At 67.8% G+C, this 18543-nt stretch carries 19 protein-coding genes; 15 read left to right on the forward strand and 4 right to left on the reverse strand.

The genetic code is table 11. From position 1 onward, the window contains the following. Positions 1 to 34 precede the first annotated feature (34 nt). The 5 genes from lsr2 to AC5Y4F_RS20420 all read left to right on the forward strand — a co-directional run bounded on the left by lsr2 (position 35) and on the right by AC5Y4F_RS20420 (position 5044). Complete coding sequence (gene lsr2, locus AC5Y4F_RS20400; protein ID WP_066955505.1) at positions 35 to 373, forward strand: histone-like nucleoid-structuring protein Lsr2; 339 nt, start codon at positions 35 to 37, stop codon at positions 371 to 373. 328 nt (positions 374 to 701) lie between these two features. Next, complete coding sequence (gene clpC1 / locus AC5Y4F_RS20405) at positions 702 to 3248, forward strand: ATP-dependent protease ATP-binding subunit ClpC (protein ID WP_067938566.1); 2547 nt, start codon at positions 702 to 704, stop codon at positions 3246 to 3248. 240 nt (positions 3249 to 3488) lie between these two features. After that, on the forward strand, positions 3489 to 3704 hold the full coding sequence (locus AC5Y4F_RS20410; protein WP_067938568.1) for a CbtB domain-containing protein: 216 nt from the start codon (positions 3489 to 3491) through the stop codon (positions 3702 to 3704). 9 nt (positions 3705 to 3713) lie between these two features. Then, positions 3714 to 4499 carry a CbtA family protein gene (locus tag AC5Y4F_RS20415; protein WP_067938570.1) on the forward strand — a complete coding sequence of 262 codons (786 nt, stop codon included), beginning with the start codon at positions 3714 to 3716 and terminating at the stop codon, positions 4497 to 4499. Then, positions 4496 to 5044 (forward strand): histidine phosphatase family protein, encoded by a 549-nt coding sequence (locus tag AC5Y4F_RS20420; protein ID WP_067938572.1) that lies wholly within the window; start codon positions 4496 to 4498, stop codon positions 5042 to 5044. Before AC5Y4F_RS20415 ends, AC5Y4F_RS20420 begins: the two co-directional genes overlap by 4 nt. A 3-nt stretch (positions 5045 to 5047) precedes the next feature. Here the strand turns inward: AC5Y4F_RS20420 and AC5Y4F_RS20425 are convergent, their stop codons facing one another. Both AC5Y4F_RS20425 and mhuD read right to left on the reverse strand, forming a co-directional pair. Continuing rightward, positions 5048 to 6412: a serine hydrolase gene (locus tag AC5Y4F_RS20425; RefSeq protein WP_499998147.1), complete on the reverse strand. Its 1365-nt coding sequence runs from the start codon at positions 6410 to 6412 to the stop codon at positions 5048 to 5050. Further along, entirely contained in the window at positions 6387 to 6707 is a 321-nt protein-coding gene (gene mhuD / locus AC5Y4F_RS20430) for a mycobilin-forming heme oxygenase MhuD (RefSeq protein WP_007772332.1), read from the reverse strand. The genes AC5Y4F_RS20425 and mhuD overlap by 26 nt, the downstream gene beginning before the upstream one ends. Before the next feature lie 64 nt (positions 6708 to 6771). Here mhuD and AC5Y4F_RS20435 point away from each other — a divergent pair, with 64 nt between their 5' ends. From AC5Y4F_RS20435 to AC5Y4F_RS20470, 8 genes are all read left to right on the forward strand, one after another. Then, complete coding sequence (locus AC5Y4F_RS20435; protein ID WP_499998151.1) at positions 6772 to 7542, forward strand: alpha/beta fold hydrolase; 771 nt, start codon at positions 6772 to 6774, stop codon at positions 7540 to 7542. 99 nt (positions 7543 to 7641) lie between these two features. Then, positions 7642 to 7980 carry a lsr2/espR transcriptional regulator gene (locus AC5Y4F_RS20440; RefSeq protein ID WP_156750190.1) on the forward strand — a complete coding sequence of 113 codons (339 nt, stop codon included), beginning with the start codon at positions 7642 to 7644 and terminating at the stop codon, positions 7978 to 7980. A 5-nt stretch (positions 7981 to 7985) separates the two neighbouring features. After that, the gene (locus AC5Y4F_RS20445; protein ID WP_067938576.1) at positions 7986 to 8465 is read left to right on the forward strand and encodes an NADH-quinone oxidoreductase subunit B family protein; all 480 of its coding nucleotides are present in this window, start codon (positions 7986 to 7988) and stop codon (positions 8463 to 8465) included. Between the two features lie 59 nt (positions 8466 to 8524). Beyond that, the gene (locus AC5Y4F_RS20450; RefSeq protein WP_499998330.1) at positions 8525 to 10438 is read left to right on the forward strand and encodes a proton-conducting transporter transmembrane domain-containing protein; all 1914 of its coding nucleotides are present in this window, start codon (positions 8525 to 8527) and stop codon (positions 10436 to 10438) included. Positions 10439 to 10443: 5 nt separating this feature from the next. Continuing rightward, positions 10444 to 11394, forward strand: coding sequence for a respiratory chain complex I subunit 1 family protein (locus tag AC5Y4F_RS20455; RefSeq protein WP_067938592.1), 951 nt, complete (start codon positions 10444 to 10446; stop codon positions 11392 to 11394). Next, complete coding sequence (locus AC5Y4F_RS20460) at positions 11391 to 12053, forward strand: hypothetical protein (RefSeq protein ID WP_067938578.1); 663 nt, start codon at positions 11391 to 11393, stop codon at positions 12051 to 12053. The genes AC5Y4F_RS20455 and AC5Y4F_RS20460 overlap by 4 nt, the downstream gene beginning before the upstream one ends. Then, entirely contained in the window at positions 12053 to 13519 is a 1467-nt protein-coding gene (locus AC5Y4F_RS20465; RefSeq protein ID WP_067938580.1) for a proton-conducting transporter transmembrane domain-containing protein, read from the forward strand. The genes AC5Y4F_RS20460 and AC5Y4F_RS20465 overlap by 1 nt, the downstream gene beginning before the upstream one ends. After that, the gene (locus AC5Y4F_RS20470; protein ID WP_499998159.1) at positions 13516 to 14994 is read left to right on the forward strand and encodes a hydrogenase large subunit; all 1479 of its coding nucleotides are present in this window, start codon (positions 13516 to 13518) and stop codon (positions 14992 to 14994) included. The genes AC5Y4F_RS20465 and AC5Y4F_RS20470 overlap by 4 nt, the downstream gene beginning before the upstream one ends. Positions 14995 to 15000: 6 nt before the next feature. On the opposite strand, the gene AC5Y4F_RS20475 is transcribed toward AC5Y4F_RS20470, so the two are convergent. Continuing rightward, positions 15001 to 15912 carry an HhH-GPD family protein gene (locus AC5Y4F_RS20475; protein WP_067938584.1) on the reverse strand — a complete coding sequence of 304 codons (912 nt, stop codon included), beginning with the start codon at positions 15910 to 15912 and terminating at the stop codon, positions 15001 to 15003. On the opposite strand from AC5Y4F_RS20475, the gene AC5Y4F_RS20480 reads away from it, so the two are divergent. Both AC5Y4F_RS20480 and AC5Y4F_RS20485 read left to right on the forward strand, forming a co-directional pair. Next, positions 15911 to 16528 carry a carbonic anhydrase gene (locus tag AC5Y4F_RS20480; RefSeq protein WP_067938594.1) on the forward strand — a complete coding sequence of 206 codons (618 nt, stop codon included), beginning with the start codon at positions 15911 to 15913 and terminating at the stop codon, positions 16526 to 16528. The genes AC5Y4F_RS20475 and AC5Y4F_RS20480 overlap by 2 nt on opposite strands. A gap of 109 nt (positions 16529 to 16637) precedes the next feature. After that, positions 16638 to 17447, forward strand: a complete 810-nt coding sequence (locus AC5Y4F_RS20485) for a hypothetical protein (protein WP_499998166.1) — start codon at positions 16638 to 16640, stop codon at positions 17445 to 17447. 22 nt (positions 17448 to 17469) lie between these two features. Here AC5Y4F_RS20485 and disA read toward each other — a convergent pair whose 3' ends face one another. Then, a complete protein-coding gene (gene disA / locus AC5Y4F_RS20490; protein WP_067934137.1) occupies positions 17470 to 18543 on the reverse strand; it encodes a DNA integrity scanning diadenylate cyclase DisA in 1074 nt (357 codons plus the stop codon).

Below are 18543 nucleotides of genomic sequence, written 5' to 3' on the forward strand. Positions count from 1 at the left end.
GTAACTGTTCAGGACGAAATGCGAGGATAAGTCAATGGCAAAAAAAGTGACCGTCACCTTGGTCGATGATTTCGACGGTGCCGGCGCAGCCGATGAAACGGTGGAATTCGGGCTTGACGGAGTGACCTACGAGATTGATCTTTCGTCCAAGAATGCCGCGAAACTGCGCAGCGATCTGAAGCAGTGGGTGGAAGCCGGTCGCCGTGTCGGGGGCCGTCGGCGCGGGCGCTCCGGCTCGGGACGCGGCCGTGGCGCGATCGACCGCGAGCAGAGCGCGGCCATCCGGGAATGGGCCCGTCGAAACGGGCACAACGTGTCAACGCGGGGCCGCATCCCCGCCGACGTGATCGACGCATTCCACGCAGCGACCTAGCAGTTCTCAAACCGGCGCCCGGGCTCGATGCCGGGCGCCGGTTTTGTCATTTCGCTGGACGCGAAACAATCGTCGGACGGCTCGGGGAAACGAATCAGCGCGTCGCAACGTTTCTTGGGTTATGGCGTGCAACACGCAGGCAGCTATGGGTGAGAGTGGCCCCGAAAGCCGAGCGGCTGCGCAGCCGAAGAACGCGCGGCAAGGTTAGGTCCGCTGGCAAGCCGACCACTACAGTGGAGACAGGTACGCGATTCCGGCCACAGGGACCGGCTTGGTTAGTGGGGCCGCCAACAGGTTTGTACCGATGTGAGGGAGAGCAGGTAACCCGATGTTTGAAAGATTTACCGACCGAGCACGGCGGGTCGTCGTCCTGGCGCAAGAAGAGGCCCGGATGCTCAACCACAACTACATCGGCACCGAGCACATCCTGTTGGGTTTGATTCACGAAGGTGAAGGCGTCGCGGCGAAGTCGCTGGAGTCGCTGGGCATCTCGCTCGAGGGCGTCCGCAGCCAGGTCGAGGAAATCATCGGCCAGGGCCAGCAGGCCCCGTCGGGGCACATCCCGTTCACGCCCCGCGCCAAGAAGGTCCTCGAGCTGAGCCTGCGTGAGGCGCTGCAACTCGGCCACAACTACATCGGCACCGAGCACATTCTGCTGGGACTGATCCGCGAGGGTGAGGGCGTTGCCGCGCAGGTGCTGGTCAAGCTGGGCGCCGAACTGACCCGGGTGCGCCAGCAGGTGATCCAGTTGCTGAGTGGCTACCAGGGCAAGGAAGCCGCCGAGGCCGGTACCGGTGGCCGTGGTGGCGAATCCGGCAGCCCTTCCACGTCGCTGGTGCTCGACCAGTTCGGCCGCAACCTGACGGCCGCCGCGATGGAAGGCAAGCTGGACCCGGTCATCGGCCGCGAGAAAGAAATCGAGCGGGTGATGCAGGTGTTGAGCCGGCGCACCAAGAACAACCCGGTGTTGATCGGCGAGCCCGGTGTCGGTAAGACCGCAGTCGTCGAGGGCCTGGCGCAGGCTATCGTGCACGGCCAGGTTCCCGAGACGCTGAAGGATAAGCAGCTCTACACGTTGGACCTGGGTTCGCTGGTGGCGGGCAGCCGGTACCGCGGTGACTTCGAGGAACGCCTGAAGAAGGTGCTCAAGGAGATCAACACCCGCGGCGACATCATCCTGTTCATCGACGAGCTGCACACCCTGGTCGGTGCCGGCGCCGCCGAGGGCGCGATCGATGCCGCGAGCATCCTCAAGCCCAAGCTGGCCCGCGGCGAGCTGCAGACCATCGGTGCCACGACGCTCGACGAGTACCGCAAGTACATCGAGAAGGACGCCGCGCTGGAGCGCCGCTTCCAGCCGGTACAGGTGGGCGAGCCGACCGTGGAGCACACCATCGAGATCCTCAAGGGTCTGCGCGACCGCTACGAGGCGCACCACCGGGTGTCGATCACCGACGGAGCGATGGTGGCCGCCGCCACGCTGGCCGACCGCTACATCAACGACCGATTCCTGCCCGACAAGGCGATCGACCTGATCGACGAGGCCGGCGCGCGGATGCGAATCCGCCGGATGACCGCTCCGCCAGACCTGCGCGAGTTCGACGAGAAGATCGCCGAGGCGCGCCGGGAGAAGGAATCGGCCATCGACGCCCAGGACTTCGAGAAGGCAGCCAGCCTCCGGGATCGGGAGAAGCAACTGGTCGCTCAGCGCGCCGAGCGTGAAAAGCAATGGCGCTCAGGTGATCTCGACGTGGTCGCCGAGGTGGATGACAACGAGATCGCCGAGGTGCTGGGTAACTGGACCGGCATCCCGGTGTTCAAGCTCACCGAGGCCGAGACGACCCGGCTGCTGCGCATGGAGGACGAGCTGCACAAGCGGATCATCGGTCAGGAGGACGCCGTCAAGGCCGTCTCCAAGGCGATCCGCCGCACCCGGGCCGGGCTGAAAGACCCCAAGCGCCCGTCGGGTTCGTTCATCTTCGCCGGCCCGTCCGGCGTGGGTAAGACCGAGCTGTCCAAGGCGCTGGCCAACTTCCTGTTCGGCGACGACGACGCGCTCATTCAGATCGACATGGGCGAGTTCCACGACCGGTTCACCGCGTCGCGGCTGTTCGGAGCGCCCCCGGGATACGTCGGGTACGAGGAGGGCGGCCAGCTCACCGAGAAGGTGCGGCGCAAGCCGTTCTCGGTGGTGCTGTTCGACGAGATCGAGAAGGCCCACCAGGAGATCTACAACAGCCTGTTGCAGGTCCTCGAGGACGGCCGGCTCACCGACGGTCAGGGCCGCACGGTGGACTTCAAGAACACCGTGCTGATTTTCACCTCGAACCTCGGCACCTCCGACATCTCGAAGCCGGTCGGGCTGGGCTTCACCCAGGGCGGCGGTGACAACAACTACGAGCGGATGAAGCAGAAGGTCAACGACGAGCTGAAGAAGCACTTCCGCCCGGAGTTCCTCAACCGCATCGACGACATCATCGTCTTCCACCAGCTGACCCGCGACGAGATCATCCGGATGGTCGACCTGATGATCGAGCGCGTCGGCAAGCAGCTCAAGACCAAGGACATGTCGATGGAGCTGACCGACAAGGCCAAGGCGTTGTTGGCAAAGCGTGGTTTCGACCCGGTGCTGGGTGCCCGCCCGCTGCGCCGGACGATCCAGCGCGAGATCGAGGACCAGCTCTCCGAGAAGATCCTCTTCGAAGAGGTCGGTCCGGGCCAGGTCGTCACGGTCGACGTGGACAACTGGGACGGCGAAAGTGCCGGCGAGGACGCGACATTCACCTTCACCGGTACCCGCAAGCCGCCGGCCGAGCCCGACCTGGCGAAGGCCGGGGCACACAGCGCCGCGGACCCGGGGCCCGAGGCGCAGTAGCGAGCCAAGGAAATCGGGCGGTAGTTCTCCGGAGCTACCGCCCGATTTTCGCTGCGCCGCACGTTAGCGGCCCTGGTCTGATCGCCGTTTGCCCGGCTAACCGCGGGGTTTACACTGACCGTTGTCATCGACGTGTAACGGAATCTGGTGAAAGTCCAGAACGGTCGCGCCACTGTTTATAGTCAGACCCGAGGCTCGTCATACCCAGCGGGGACGCGTTATCCCCAGAAGGAGTCGATTGTGTCCCACCCGCAGCTAACTGGCAGCCGCACCCGATCGGTTGATCTGTCCGCGGCGCGAACCGCGCTTTGGTTGGCGGCGACCGTCTTCCTCGCGTTGCTGGCGCTGTACTTCGTCGGCGTCGACCAGGGGGCGGTTTCGCTGTTCGGTAGCGATTCGCACGTGCACGAGTTCGTGCACGACGCACGGCACCTGCTCGGCTTCCCCTGCCACTGACCGCGTCTCGTGGAGAAACGCCTGATCGGCGGCGGTCTTCTGGCGGGTGCGATCGGAGCGGTGCTGGCGTTCGTTTTCGCCCGCCTGTGCGCCGAGCCCGTCATTGGTCGCGCGATCGCTTTTGAAGACGGCCGCACCGACACCGAGAATGCGCACGGCGTGCACGAGCATGGCGCGGAGTTGTTCACCCGCAGCGTGCAATCTGGGCCCGGACTGGGATTCGGTGTGCTGATCTTCGGGTTGGCTATGGGCGCACTGTTCGCAGTGCTGTTCAGCGTCATCTATGCGCGGGCGGAAGTAGCCGAGCCGCATAGACTTTCGGTGCTCTTGGCGGCCGGCGCATTCGGGGCGGTCTACGTGGTGCCGTTCGTGAAATATCCGCCGAACCCACCGGCGGTCGGACAGGCCGACACGATCGCAGCGCGCACCGGCTGGTACCTGATGATGGTGCTGGTGTCGGTGGTGCTGGCGATCGGGGCGGTATGGCTGGCGCGGCACCTCGCCGCCCGGTTCGGAGCGTGGAACGCCGGACTGCTGGCGGCCGGGGCGTATCTGGTGGCGGTCGCGGTGGTGGCGGTGGTGCTGCCAAGTGTGGACGAGACACCCGGACCGCTGCGCGACGCCGCTGGGACGATCATCTATCCGGGTTTTCCGGCCGACGTCCTCTACGAGTTCAGGTTGCTGTCGCTGGCCACACAACTGGTGCTGTGGGCGGGCATCGGTCTGGTGTTCGCGACGATCAGTGGACGCCTGCTTTCGGTGCGGACGCGGCAGGCGGCGAACATCGCGGCGTGACCAGTGTGGTCCGGCTGACCCTGATCTCGCATGGCATGACGGAGGCCATGGCGGAGGGACGCTTTCCGGCCGACGAACCGCTGAACGCGATCGGCCGACGTCAGGTTGCGGCGACGGACGGTGTCGCCCGCGACGGGCAGCGCCAGCTGTCCGGACCCGAGCAGCGCACCCGGCAAACCGCGAGACTGCTTGGCCTGCAGGCCGAAACCGAGCCAGTTTTGGCCGACCTGGACTGTGGACGGTGGCGCGGCGAGACGCTTGCGGCGCTGCCGCCCGATGAAGTCGAGGCGTGGCTGAAGCGACCGGGCGTGGCGCCGCACGGCGGCGAGTCGATCGTCGACCTGATTTTCCGGGTTGCGCAGTGGCTGGCGTCGTTGACGGCCAGCCCACTACGCACGGTGGCGGTGACGCACCCGGCGGTGATCCGGGCGGCGATCGTGGCGGGGCTCGACATCACGCCGGAATCATTTTGGCGGATCGATGTCGGGCCGGTCGGCCGCGTCGTCATGCACTTCCGGGGTGGCCGTTGGACGCTGCGCTTGTAAGCTTCAGCGCGGGGCGATCAGCGCGAAGGTCTGCTTGGCGATCTTCAGCATCCAGCCGGTCACCGTCGGCCCGTGATCGCGCGGCCAGTGCAGCTGATAGCTGACCACCCACGGTTGCTGTGTCTTGTCGACGGCATACCAGCTGAATGTCAGATCACCCGGCAGGCCACCGGCTTTCGCGCCGATATACGGCCAGATGTTGTGGTCCAGCTGGATTCCCGCAACCGCGGAAAGGATTTCGCGCACCGGCGCGGCCTTGCCGACCGCGTCGGCCTGCAGCGCGGCATGGACCCGGCAGATGTCCTCGGCGTTGCCGTACCACTCCGCGCCGTAAGAGGACGCCGGCGAGTGGGCCCGCATCGGATCCGGGTCATACGGCGTGGAGTTCGCCTGCTCCAGCAGCTGTGCCCGAACCTGCGGTGACCCGTGCTCCCATTGGGTGCGCAGGTCGGGCCTGCCCCAGCCGACGGAGAACAACTCGTACATGGTGGGGAACGGGGTCATGCTGGCCGGGTCGTGATGGCCGGCCGTGGCCAGCGCGTCCTCGACGGCGTGCGTGCCCATCCTCTCGATGAGCAGGTCCGTCGCCATGTTGTCACTGGTCGCGATCATCTTCTCGGCGGCGGTGCGAACCGAAACCTGCGCTCCGGCAGGCAAAGCCAACCCCGACGAGCCGACCGCCCGGCTCTTGTCGGTGACCGTCAGCTGGTCATCCCAGGACACCGTTCCGTTCTTGATCGCACCCGCCAAAGCGTGCAGAACGTAAAGCTTGAAAATGGATGCCAGCGGCAAAGATTCGTGTGTATTGGTGCCCGCCACGGCCTCGCAACGCCCGTCGCTGACCTTGGCGACCTGATAGGAGTAGCGCGCACCCGTCTTGCCCAGCACCGCGTCGATGTCGTGCCACGAGTTGATGGTGGGCGCCCGGGTCTCGAGATCGAAGTGATCCACCGAACCGGCGTCGTCGGTGTGAATCCGGATGTCCTGACGGGCACCGTAGGACGAGGTCAGGTGCAGGGTCGCCACGCTCGCGCCGAGGTCGACGCCGTCGAGCGTGAAGGGACGGTCCCACCACAGCGCCTCCATGGTGGTTTCCACCGACTCGACCTTGTCGGGCGCGGCGAGCGTCCGCACCCCCACGGGACCGATGGGCCAGTCCGAGTTGAGCATGTCCAGCGTCTGCTGGGCCCGGATCCCGGGCGGGGTCCGGGTGTCGATCTGCCGTCCCGGATTCGCCGCGTTCGCCTGCGGGGAGGGGTTGGGGGCACAACCGGGCGCCAATGTCACTACCAGTGCGGCGGCCGCGCTCAGCACCCACGCGCGGCGCCTGGCCGATAGCCTGCTAGCCAGCCTGCTTGTTGCCGGCAACGTCCATCACAACCTCGAATTCCAGCAGCGAGGCCCCGGTCGCCACCGGCTTCGCACGTTCACCGGAGTGCGCTTCGATGGCGGGCCCCTGCGCCCACGCCTGGAAAGCCTCTTCGGACTCCCACTGGGTCACCACGAAGTAGCGGTTCTCGCCCTTGATCGGGCGGAGCAGCTGAAAGCCGAGGAAGCCGGGCTGGTTGTCGACGGCGTGCGCCCGGTGCGCGAACCGCTTCTCCAGCTCCGGGCCGGCGTCGGCGGGTACTTCGATTGCGTTGATCTTCACCACTGGCGACATGCCGCTAGGCTACCTCGCCTATCCCGATGCCGGGGTCCAGGGCGGTGCTCGCAAGATTGGTGCTATGCCCAGCCAACTGTTGACGTGCCACGGAGGCGACGGCGAGCCGCTGGTGCTGGTGCATGGCCTGATGGGACGCGGGACCACCTGGCCGCGACAACTGCCCTGGCTGAACCGGCTGGGTACCGTCTACACCTATGACGCGCCGTGGCATCGGGGTCGCGACGTCGAAGATCCGTACCCGATCAGCACCGAACGGTTCGTGGCCGACCTGGCCGACGTGGTGAGCACGCTGGACGTGCCGGTCCGGATGGTCGGGCATTCGATGGGCGCCCTGCACTCCTGGTGCTTGGCCGCCGAGCGCCCCGAACTGGTTTCCGCCCTGGTGCTCGAGGACATGGCACCGGACTTCCGTGGCCGCACCACCGGACCCTGGGAACCGTGGCTGCACGCCCTGCCGGTCGAATTCGACTCCGCCGAGCAAGTTTTCGCCGAATTCGGGCCTGTCGCCGGCCGGTATTTTCTGGAGGCCTTCGACCGCACCGAAACCGGTTGGCGGCTGCACGGTCACACCGCGCGGTGGATCGAGATCGCCGCCGAATGGGGCACTCGGGACTACTGGGCGCAGTGGCGGGCGGTGCGTTCCCCCGCGCTGCTGATCGAGGCCGGCAATTCGGTGACCCCGCCGGGGCAGATGCGAGCGATGGCCGAAACCGGGTTCGCGGCAACGTATTTGAAGGCCCCGCAAGCCGGTCACCTGATTCACGACGAGGCGCCCCAGCTGTACCGCACGGCCGTCGAGTCGTTTCTGGCGACGCCGCCTGCAGCTGACTGAGCCTTTGAGGACCCCCCCGCCGATGCGCCGCACCGCAGCAACTTATGATAAATTCTTCAATTGTTAGAACATAGAAAGCTTGTAATCTTCAGGAGATTTGTGTTGACGGAACCGCTGTACAAGCTCAAAGCGGAGTTCTTCAAGACGTTGGGCCATCCGGCGCGGATCAGGATCCTGGAGCTGCTCGTGGCCGGCGACAAGTCGGTCGCCGAACTGTTGCCAGAGGTGGGGCTCGAGGCATCGAATCTGTCGCAGCAGCTCGGCGTCCTGCGCCGAGCCGGTGTCGTTGACGCGCTGCGGGACGGCAACACGATGATCTACTCGGTCGCCTCCCCGGACATCGCCGAACTGCTGATGGTGGCACGCAAGGTTCTCAGCCGGGTGCTCAGCGACCGCGTGGCGATGCTGGAAGACCTGCGCGCCGGCGGTGCGGAGTAGCGCCCGTGGGTTGGATCAGCAAGGCCTTGCGCGTCGGTCGGATCGCCGAACCGGCACCGCCCGAACCGGGGCAGACGGCCAAGCCGCCCGCCGGAGTGCGTGGCTCGCTCCAGATCCGCCACGTCGACGCGGGCTCGTGCAATGGCTGCGAGGTGGAGATCGCGGGCGCGTTCGGGCCGGTCTATGACGCCGAGCGGTTCGGTGCCCGCCTGGTGGCCTCGCCGCGGCACGCGGACGCGCTGCTGGTGACCGGCGTCGTGACACACAATATGATCGGCCCGTTGCGCACCACGATCGAGGCCACTCCGCGGCCACGGCGGGTGATCGCCTGTGGGGACTGCGCCATCAATCGAGGCGTCTTCACCGACGCCTACGGTGTGGTGGGCGCGGTCGGCGAAGTGGTGCCCGTGGATGTGGAAATCCCGGGCTGCCCGCCGACTCCGAGCCAGATCGTCGCGGCTCTGCGGTCGGTGACCGGCAAGTGACCGCGGATCTGGCGACCAAGGTCGTCTCTGAACCAAACCTGTTGTCCCGCAATGACTCCTTGGCTATCTGCGCGGGTGTGCTGACCTCGCTGCTGGGTGCCGGTGGGGTGTGGGCGGGCGCGCTCGGAATGTTCGGTTCGGTGCGCGCCGTCCGCATCGGATGGTTGCTTCCGCTGGCGGGTGTCCAGCTGCGTCTCGATCCGCTGGGCGGATTCTTCATGACCCTCACGGGCGCGGTCGCGGTGGTGGTGGGGCTGTACACGATCGGGTACGCCAGGCGCGAGCAACTGGGACCCCTCACCCTCGCCGTCTTGCCGGCGTTTGTCGCTGCGATGCTGCTGGTGCCGGCCGCGGGGTCGGTCACCACCTTCCTGCTGGCGTGGGAATTGATGGCGGTCGCGTCGTTGGTGTTGGTGCTGACCCACCACACCGAACCGCAGGTTCGCTCGGCCGCGTTGGTGTATGCCGTCATGACCCAGTTGGGGTTCGTGGCGATATTGGTCGGACTGATGGTGTTGTCTGCGGCCGGCGGCGCGGATCGGTTCGCCGACCTGCACCGGATATCGCAAGGTGCGCGCACCGTCGTGTTCTTGTCGACGCTGGTGGGATTCGGTTCCAAGGCCGGACTGGTACCGCTGCACGCGTGGTTGCCGCGCGCCCACCCGGAGGCACCGAGCCCCGTATCGGCGCTGATGAGCGCGGCGATGATCAACCTTGGGGTGTATGGCATTTGCCGCGTCGATCTGCAGGTGCTCGGGCCGGGGCCGCGTTGGTGGGGACTCACCCTGATGGCCGTCGGCGCGGTGTCGGCGCTCTACGGCGTGGTGCAGGCCTCGGTGGCCACGGATCTCAAACGGCTACTTGCCTATTCGTCGACCGAGAACCTCGGGCTGATCACCTTGGCATTGGGGGCCACCACGCTGTTCGCGGCGGCCGGCGCGCACGGCCCGGCGACGATCGCGGCCGCCGCAGCTATGCTGCACCTCGTCGCGCACGCCGCATTCAAGAGCCTCGGATTCCTCGGGGCGGGATCGGTCCTCGCCGCGACCGGGCTGCGTGACCTCGACCGGCTGGGCGGTCTGGCCCGCCGCATGCCGGCGACGACAACCCTGTTCGGGGTGGCCGCCCTCGGGGCGTCCGGGCTGCCGCTGGGCGCCGGGTTCGTCAGCGAGTGGCTGCTCGTGCAGTCGCTGATCCACACGGCGCGAGAGCATTCCGTCGTGTTGGCATTGACCACGCCGCTGGCGGTGGGCGCAGTCGCGCTCACCACCGGTCTGGGTGTGGCGGCTATGGTCAAGGCGTTCGGGATCGGCTTTTTGGCGCGGCCGCGTTCCGAGCGGGCCGCCCTTGCTCGAGAGGCGCCTGGTACGATGCTGGCCGCGATGGCGATCGCCGCGGCGGCCTGCCTGATGCTGGCCGTGACACCCGCGTTTCTCGCACCCGTGCTTCGCTCGGCAATCTCCGCGCTTCCGGCCGCCCGGGCAGTGCAATTCACCGATTTCGGGGCCGTGGTGGGCCTGCCGGGGCTACGGGGATCGATTGCCCCCGGCGCGATCGCCGCCGGCATTGTCGTGGCCACGCTGGCCGCTGCGACGCTGGCGCGCTGGCGCCGGAGCCGACGTCCGGCACCCGCAACGTTGCCCCTGTGGGCCTGTGGCGCAGACGATCTCACCGCGCGGATGCAGTACACCGCCACGTCCTTCGCCGAGCCGTTGCAACGGGTCTTCGACGATGTCCTGCGTCCCGACACCGACATCGAAGTCACCCACACCGCCGAGTCGCGTTACCTGGCCGACAAAATCACCTATCACGCCAGAATCGCCGATGCGATCGAGGAACGCTGCTACGCGCCGGTGATCCGGGCGGTCGCCGCCGCTGCGGGTTTGATGCGGCGCGCCCACAGCGGCAGCGTGCACCTGTACCTGGCCTACGGTGCGCTAGGCGTGCTGATCGTGTTGGTGGTCGCCCGATGAACGTTTTGTCCCACGTCGCGGGCGCCGTCCAGATCGGCGGCGCGATGGTCGGAGCACCGCTGGTGGTCGGCCTGACGCGGCAGGTGCGCGCTCGTTGGGAAGGCCGGGCCGGCGGCGGCATCTTGCAGCCGTGGCGCGACATCGTCAAACAGCTTGGCAAACAACAGATCACCCCACATGGGACGACGGTGGTGTTCGCGGTTGCACCCGCGATCGTCGCCGGAACCACGCTGCTGATCGCCGCGATCGCACCACTGGTCGCCACCGGATCGCCCCTCGATGCCAGCGCCGACCTGTTCGCCGTGGTCGGCCTGCTGTTCGTGGGCACCGTCGCGTTGACCCTGGCCGGCATCGATACCGGCACCTCGTTCGGGGGCATGGGCGCCAGCCGCGAGATCACTATTGCCGCACTGGTCGAACCGACCATCTTGCTCGCGGTCTTCGCCCTGTCCATGCCGGCGGGCTCGGCCAATCTCGGTGCCCTGGTGGCCCATACGATCGCCCATCCCGGGCAGGTGGTGTCGCTGGCCGCAGTGCTGGCGTTCGCCGCGTTGGTGATAGTGATCGTCGCCGAGACCGGACGACTGCCGGTGGACAACCCGGCCACCCATCTCGAACTGACGATGGTTCACGAGGCGATGATCCTCGAATACGCCGGCCCTCGGCTGGCCCTGGTGGAGTGGGCGGCCGGTATGCGACTGACCGTGCTGTTGGCGCTACTGGCAAATCTGTTCGCGCCCTGGGGTATTGCGGGGGCCCGGCCCGGCGTCCTCGACATCGTCATCGGCGTTGTGGCGGTGGTGGCCAAGGTCGCGTTGTTGGCGGGACTGCTGGCCACCGTCGAGGTGTTCGTAGCCAAGCTGCGGCTATTCCGGGTACCCGAGTTGCTGGCCGGATCGTTCCTGTTGGCGTTGCTCGCGGTGGTCGCCGCCAACTTCTTCGTGGTGCCGGCATGACGTACAGCACGTTTTCGGTCCTCGTCGACCTCGCCGCCGGCGGGCTGCTCTTGGCCGCGGTGCTGATCGTGTGGCGCCGCGACCTGGTCGCCATCATCCGCCTGCTGGCATGGCAGGGCGTCGCTCTGGCGGCCATCCCCATCCTGCGCGGGGTGTACGACGGTGACGGTGCGCTGATCGGTGTCGGCGTGGCCGTGCTGGCCTTGCGGGTCGCGGTGCTGCCGCGGCTACTGGCGCGCGCGGTCGGTGCCGAGGCGCAATCGCGCCGGGAAGCCACCCCACTGGTGAACACCGCCACGTCGCTACTCATCACCGCGGCGTTGACGCTGGCCGCGTTTGCCGCGACCGGGCCCCTGGTGAATCTGCAGCCCGCCGCGACCACCACCGCGGTGCCGGCCGCCACCGCCGTGGTGCTCATCGCGCTGCTCGTGATGGTCACGCGACGGCATGCGGTGTCGCAGGCGGCGGGATTTCTCATGCTGGACAACGGAATCAGCGCCACCGCATTTTTGCTCACCGCAGGAGTGCCGCTGATCGTCGAACTCGGCGCCTCGCTGGACGTGTTGTTCGCGATCATCGTGATCGGCGTCCTGACGGGCCGGCTCTCTCGTGCCTTCGGCGGCGCCGACCTGGACGTGCTACAGGAGCTGCACGACTGATGACCGGTTTATTGCTCGCCGTGATCCTCATCCCGGTTGGCGCCTCGATGGCCGTCCTCATTGCCGGCTGGCGCCGGACGACCGCGACGTTGATCGTGCTCTCGGCGGTGACGGTCCTCGCATGCGCCGCGGGACTCGCATTCCGGGTCGGATCGGGTACCCGGTTCGCATTCGGCGGGCTGCTGCGAGTCGACGCGCTCACCGTGACCATACTGATCGTCATCGGAACAGTTGCCACACTGGCCACCTGGGCCAGCATCGGCTATCTGGACGCCGAACTCGCGCACGGTCACACCGACCAGCGCGGTGCCCGGGTATACGGCGCGCTGACTGCGGCCTTCCTGGCGGCGATGGTTGTCGCAGTGTGCGCCAACAACATCGGCGTGACCTGGATCGCGATCGAAGCGACCACCGTGATCACCGCCTTCTTGGTCGGCCACCGCAGAACCCGCACCGCGCTCGAAGCGACCTGGAAGTACGTCGTGATCTGCTCGGTCGGCATCGCGATCGCCTTCCTCGGCACCGTGCTGCTCTACTACGCCGCCCAGCATGCCGGCGCGCCGGCCGCCGCGGCCCTGAACCTCGACGTGCTGACGGCACATGCCCGCGTGCTGAACCCCGATATCGCCCGGCTGGCGGGCGGGCTGTTGCTGATCGGCTACGGCGCGAAGGTCGGGTTGTTTCCGTTCCACACCTGGCTGGCCGACGCCCACAGCCAGGCTCCCGCACCGGTTTCGGCGTTGATGAGCGGCGTGCTGCTGTCGGTGGCCTTCTCGGTACTGATTCGCCTCAAGCCGATCGTCGACGCGGCCGCCGGGCCTAGGTTCATGCGATCGGGCCTGCTTGTGATCGGGCTTGCGACGCTGGTGGTCTCGGCCCTGATGCTGACGGTGACACCGGACCTCAAACGCATGCTCGCCTATTCCTCGATGGAGAACATGGCTCTGATCGCGATCGCCGCGGCGGCCGGAACCACGCTCGCCATCGCCGCGCTGCTGCTGCACGTCCTCGCCCACGGCATCGGCAAGACGATCCTCTTTCTGGCGAGCGGCCAACTGCAGGCCGCCCACAACTCCACCGCTTTCGCTGACATCAGCGCGGTGCTGCGGCGCTCACGCCTGATCGGGGTGTCGCTGGCCGTGGGCGTGATCGTGCTACTCGGCCTGCCGCCGTTCGCGATGTTCGCCAGCGAGCTGGCCATGGTCCGGTCGCTGGCCGACGCCCGGCTCACCTGGGCGCTCGGCGCGGGCATGCTGTTGGTCGCGGTCGCCTTCGCGGCGCTGGCCCGCAACTCGGGCCACATCCTGTTGGGCGGCGCGGCCGCCGCGCCCGAAATCCCCGTCCCGCGAACGGTCGCGGCCGCGCTGCTCGTCGGCATTGCCGCATCGATCGCCCTCGGTGTCACCGCCGGCCCCCTCACCGACTTGTTCACCGCCGCGGCCGGCGAAGTCCGGGGACCGCGGTGAGGCCGCAATGGCAGTGCCACCGGCTTTCTCAGGAGAGGCTGGCCGAGATGGCGGAGGACCTGCTGGACAACGGTTTTCGTCTGGGTTTGGTGGCCGGGCACGACGACGGTGACGCCTTGCGCGTCGTTTACCTGTTTCTTGCCGGCCGGCCAGATCGGCGTGTCGAGCTCGAATGCGTTGTGCCGAAGGGCGATCCGGTAATTCGGTCGCTGTCGTATGTGTCGTTCGCGGCCAGCCGGTTCGAGCGAGAAATGGCCGACCTGTACGGGATCCGGTGCGCCGGGCATCCCAAAGCGCGCCGACTGGTGCGCCATGCCCACTGGCCCGAGGACTGGTACCCCATGCGCGGCGACGCGCCACCTATACCCCGATTCGATGGTGACGGTCATTTCCCGTTCGTCACCGTCGAGGGGCCAGGGGTATACGAAATCCCGGTGGGCCCGGTGCACGCGGGGTTGATCGAACCCGGACATTTCCGCTTCTCCGTCGCCGGCGAAACCGTGCTGCGACTCAAGGCCAGACTGTGGTTCGTTCACCGAGGGCTGGAGAAGCTGTTCGAGGGCCGGAATCCCGGCGGCGCAGTCGATTTGGCCGAACGCGTCAGCGGTGACACATCCGTTGCCCACGCGCTCGCCCACTGCCTCGCCATCGAAGACGCGCTCGGGATGGAACTCCCCGACGAGGTGCACCGGTTGCGGGCGCTGCTGGTCGAACTCGAACGGCTCTACAACCACGCCGCCGATCTGGGCGCGCTGGCCAACGACGTCGGCTTCGGGATCGCCCACGCGCACGCCCAACGCATTCGCGAACAACTACTCCGGCTCAACGCCGCCGTCACCGGGCATCGCCTGCTGCGGGGCGCGACGCGCCCGGGCGGGGTCGCGCTGCAGGCGCTGCCGGACGTCACCGCGCTGCGACGTATCGCCGCCGACGTCGCCGAGGTCGCCGAACTGACCCTGCAGAACACCGTGGTGTACGACCGGTTCGCCGGGACGGCCGTCCTGCAGCAGGACGACGCTCACGCACTCGGGTGCCTGGGCTATGTCGCGCGGGCCAGCGGCGTGCGCACGGATGCCCGGCTCGAACACCCCACCACCGCACTGCCCGTCACGGAGATCGAGTCCGCCGCGGGCGACGTGCTGGCCCGCTATACCGTGCGGCGCGACGAATTCGCCGCGTCGATCGAGCTGTCCTGCCATCTGATCGAATCACACGGCGGTCCAACCGAACACGCCTCGAGCGTGCCGATGCCGCGTGCAACCCGCAGCGGCATCGGCATCGTCGAAGGCTGGCGCGGCACCATCGTCCACCGCGTGGAAATCGACCCCGCCAATCGGATCACCCGCGCGAAGATCGTCGACCCGTCATGGTTCAACTGGCCCGCACTACCCGTCGCGATGGCCGATACCATCGTCCCCGACTTCCCATTGGCCAACAAGAGCTTCAACCAGTCCTACGCCGGCAACGATCTTTGATACCGGCTACCCCTCCCCGGCGAGGGCGAACCGGCCGTCGTGCGTCTGCGTCACCAGGCCGTCGGCCAGCAGCGAATACAGCGCCCGGTCGCGCTGGGCGGTGTCGGTCAGCCACGCTACGTCCAGCTCGGCTCGGGTGACGGGAGAATCGTTGGCGCGCAACACATCCAGCAGTCGTCCGCGGACCTGACGGTCCGTCCCGGCGTAAGTCTGAACGCGGCGGGCCGGGCCCTGCGGGGGCGGATAGCCGGCATGCCGCCACGCGCAGCTGTCCAGCGGGCACAGCCCACAGCGCGGCGCGCGCGCCGTACACACCGTCGCGCCCAGCTCCATCAGCGCGACGGAGAACCTGGGTGCCGTTCGGTCCCCGGGCAGCAGCGCCGACACGTCGGCGTGGTCGCGCGTCGCGGATGGTGCGCCCGCGTCGGCCAGGCCATGCACCGCGCGCGCCACCACCCGGCGCACGTTGGTGTCCACCACCGGCACCGACTGGCCATAGGCGAAGCAAGCGATCGCGCGGGCGGTGTAGCCGCCGACACCGGGCAACGTGAGCAGGGTGTCGACGTCCTCGGGCACGGTATCGCCGTAATCGCGCGCGATCACGACGGCGCACTCGTGTAGCCGCTTGGCCCGCCGCGGATAGCCCAGCTTGCCCCAGGCGCGCAGCACGTCCGCGGCGCTGGCGGCGGTCGTGGCCGACGCGGTCGGCCAGCGCCGCACCCAATCCGTCCAGACCGGCAACACCCGGGATACCGGTGTCTGCTGCAGCATGAACTCGCTGACCAGGATCTGCCAGGCGCTCACGCCGGGCTCTCGCCACGGGAGGTCGCGGCGGGATCGGTCGTACCAGTCGAGAAGATTTGTGGCCGATATGCGTTCCGGGCGAGGCGCCCGCGGCTCCGGCATGATGTGTGCCATGCCCACTACCAGTCCGGCAACAGCGTGGAAAACACTCAAAGAGGGTAACGAGCGATTCGTCGCGGGCAAGCCCATCCACCCCAGCCAGAGCGTCGAGCATCGGGCCAGCCTGGCCGCCGGCCAGCAGCCGATCGCGGTGATTTTCGGCTGCTCGGACAGCCGGGTGGCGGCCGAGCTCATCTTCGATCTGGGGCTGGGCGACACGTTCGTCGTGCGCACGGCCGGGCAGGCCATCGGTTCGGCGGTGCTGGGATCCATCGAGTACGCGGTGAGCATCCTCGATGTGCCGCTGGTCGTGATCCTCGGCCACGACAGCTGCGGGGCGGTCCAGGCCGCCCTGAGCGCGCTCGACGACGGCGCCATTCCCGGCGGGTTCGTGCGCGACGTGGTTGAGCGGGTGGCGCCGTCCATCCTGATGGGCCGCCGCGAGGGCCTCAGCCGCGTGGACGAATTCGAGGCGCGACACGTGAAGGCGACGGCCGCCCAGCTGATGGCGCGTTCGTCGGCCATTTCCGAACGGGTGGCGGCGGGGACCTTGGGAATCGCGGGTGTCACCTACCACTTGGCCGACGGGAAGGCGGTACTGGTCGACCACCTCGGTGATATCGGCGAGTAAACCCGTTCGACGGCTCCGCGAGCCCCCTACACGGCGTCCGACCAGCTAACTCGGCGACACGCCGGGGTGGATCGGACAAATCCGCGCTACCTGGGCCTACGCTGCGAACGTGCTCGATCTGGAACCGCGTGGCCCGCTACCCACCGAGATTTATTGGCGGCGCAGAGGCCTGGCCATTGGTGTCGCGGTTGTCGTGATCGGGATGGTGGCCGCCATCGTCATCGCTTTCATGGGGCATAACGCGGGAGCCAAGCCCGCCAACGCCGATAAGGCCACTGCCGCTCAGAACAAGCCGGCAGCGCCTGCGCCGCAGGCGCCCCCACCGGCGGGACCCGAGGGCCCCGCTCCGGCGGTGCCGCCGGCGCAGGGACAGAACCCCGAGACCCCCACGCCCACCGCCGCGGTGCAGCCACCGCCGATTCTTAAAGAGGGCGACGACTGCCCCGACTCAACGCTGGCGGTCAAGGGCCTGACCAACGCGCCGCAGTACTTCATCGGTGATCAGCCGAAATTCACCATGGTCGTCACCAATATCGGGTTGGTGGCCTGCAAGCGCGACGTCGGCGCCGCGGTGCTGGCCGCCTACGTCTACTCGCTGGACAACAAGCGGCTGTGGTCGAACCTGGACTGCGCCCCGTCCAACGAGACGTTGATCAAAACCTTTACGCCGGGAGAGCAGGTCACCACCGCCGTGACGTGGACCGGAATGGGTTCGGCGCCGCACTGCCCGCTGCCGCGGCCGGCGATCGGGCCGGGCACCTACAACCTCGTGGTGCAACTGGGCAATCTGCGCTCGATGCCGGTTCCGTTCATCATGAACCAGCCGCCACCGCCGCCGGGTCCGGTGCCCGGACCGGGGCAGCCGGGCGCGGTGCCGCCACCCGAGGCGCCGCCGATGCCACCGTCGCCGGCCGGGTGAGCCACCACTCGCCAGCGCGCACTTAGTTCAATGAGTCGGTGATCGTCGACTCGGCCAGCTGCGACAGTCCTTCCCGCACATGGCGGGCCCACATCGCGCCGATGCCGTCGACCGACTGCAGGTCGTTCGCGCTGGCCGCCAGCACGTTCTGCAGCGTCCCGAATGAGCGAACCAGTAGGTCGGCGTGGGCGAACTGCAGCCGGGGAATGCCGGCCAGCGCACGGTAGCCGCGGGGGCTGACCGCCGAATCCTGCGCCTCGGCGGTGGTCGGATACCCGAAAACCTTTGCCAGAATGGTGAAGTCGAGCAGCTCGGTATCCGACAGCGCGTCCAGCTCGTCGAGCGTGGCCGTCACCGGCGCCTCGGACAGCGGCTCCGGGCTGGCGTGATAGTCGCGCACGATCAGTTCGCGGGCATCCTCGTTGCCGCCCAGCAGCTCGTCGAGCTGCAGCCGCAGTTGGCGGCCGTCGGTGCCGAGTTCCACCACGTCGTTGTCGATCACCTCACCGATCCTGCGGACCAGCTCGAGCCGCTGCACCACGGTCAACACGTCACGCAACGTGACGAAGTCCTCGATCTCGGCGCGCGACAGCTGCCTGCTGACCTCGTCGAGCCGGATCTTGTAGCGCTCCAGGGTGGCGATGGCCTGGTTGGCCCGCGACAGGATGGTCGCCGAGTCGGCGACCACGTGGCGCTCGCCGCCTACGTAAACCGTCACGATGTTCATCGAGTGGCTAACCGAGATCACCGGGTAGCCGGTCTGGATCGCGGCCCGCTCCGCGGAGCGGTGCCGGGTTCCCGACTCGTCGGTAGCGATCGATGGATCCGGTACCAGCTGCACGTTGGCCCGCACGATGCGGCTGCCGTCGGTGGACAGCACCACGGCGCCGTCCATCTTCGCCAGCTCACGCAGCCGGGTGGGGGCGTAGCGCACGTCCAGCGCGAATCCGCCGTCGCAGATTGCCTCGACGGCCTCATCGTTGCCAAGTACGATCAGCGCGCCGGTACGCCCGCGCAGGATGCGTTCCAGGCCGTCACGCAGTCCGGTGCCCGGAGCCAGGCGGGCTACAGTTTCACGCAGCGTCGGACGGGTCAC

The organism is Mycobacterium sp. NGS56 (assembly GCF_059812425.1).

Bases quoted from the DNA above. Each gene is read 5' to 3' on its own strand.
- AC5Y4F_RS20480 (WP_067938594.1), top strand. From the start codon at position 15,911: ATGCCCACTACCAGTCCGGCAACAGCGTGGAAAACACTCAAAGAGGGT.
- mhuD (WP_007772332.1), bottom strand. From the start codon at position 6,707: ATGTCGCCAGTGGTGAAGATCAACGCAATCGAAGTACCCGCCGACGCC.
- clpC1 (WP_067938566.1), top strand. From the start codon at position 702: ATGTTTGAAAGATTTACCGACCGAGCACGGCGGGTCGTCGTCCTGGCG.
- AC5Y4F_RS20465 (WP_067938580.1), top strand. From the start codon at position 12,053: ATGACCGGTTTATTGCTCGCCGTGATCCTCATCCCGGTTGGCGCCTCG.
- AC5Y4F_RS20435 (WP_499998151.1), top strand. From the start codon at position 6,772: ATGCCCAGCCAACTGTTGACGTGCCACGGAGGCGACGGCGAGCCGCTG.
- lsr2 (WP_066955505.1), top strand. From the start codon at position 35: ATGGCAAAAAAAGTGACCGTCACCTTGGTCGATGATTTCGACGGTGCC.
- AC5Y4F_RS20475 (WP_067938584.1), bottom strand. From the start codon at position 15,912: ATGGCACACATCATGCCGGAGCCGCGGGCGCCTCGCCCGGAACGCATA.
- AC5Y4F_RS20460 (WP_067938578.1), top strand. From the start codon at position 11,391: ATGACGTACAGCACGTTTTCGGTCCTCGTCGACCTCGCCGCCGGCGGG.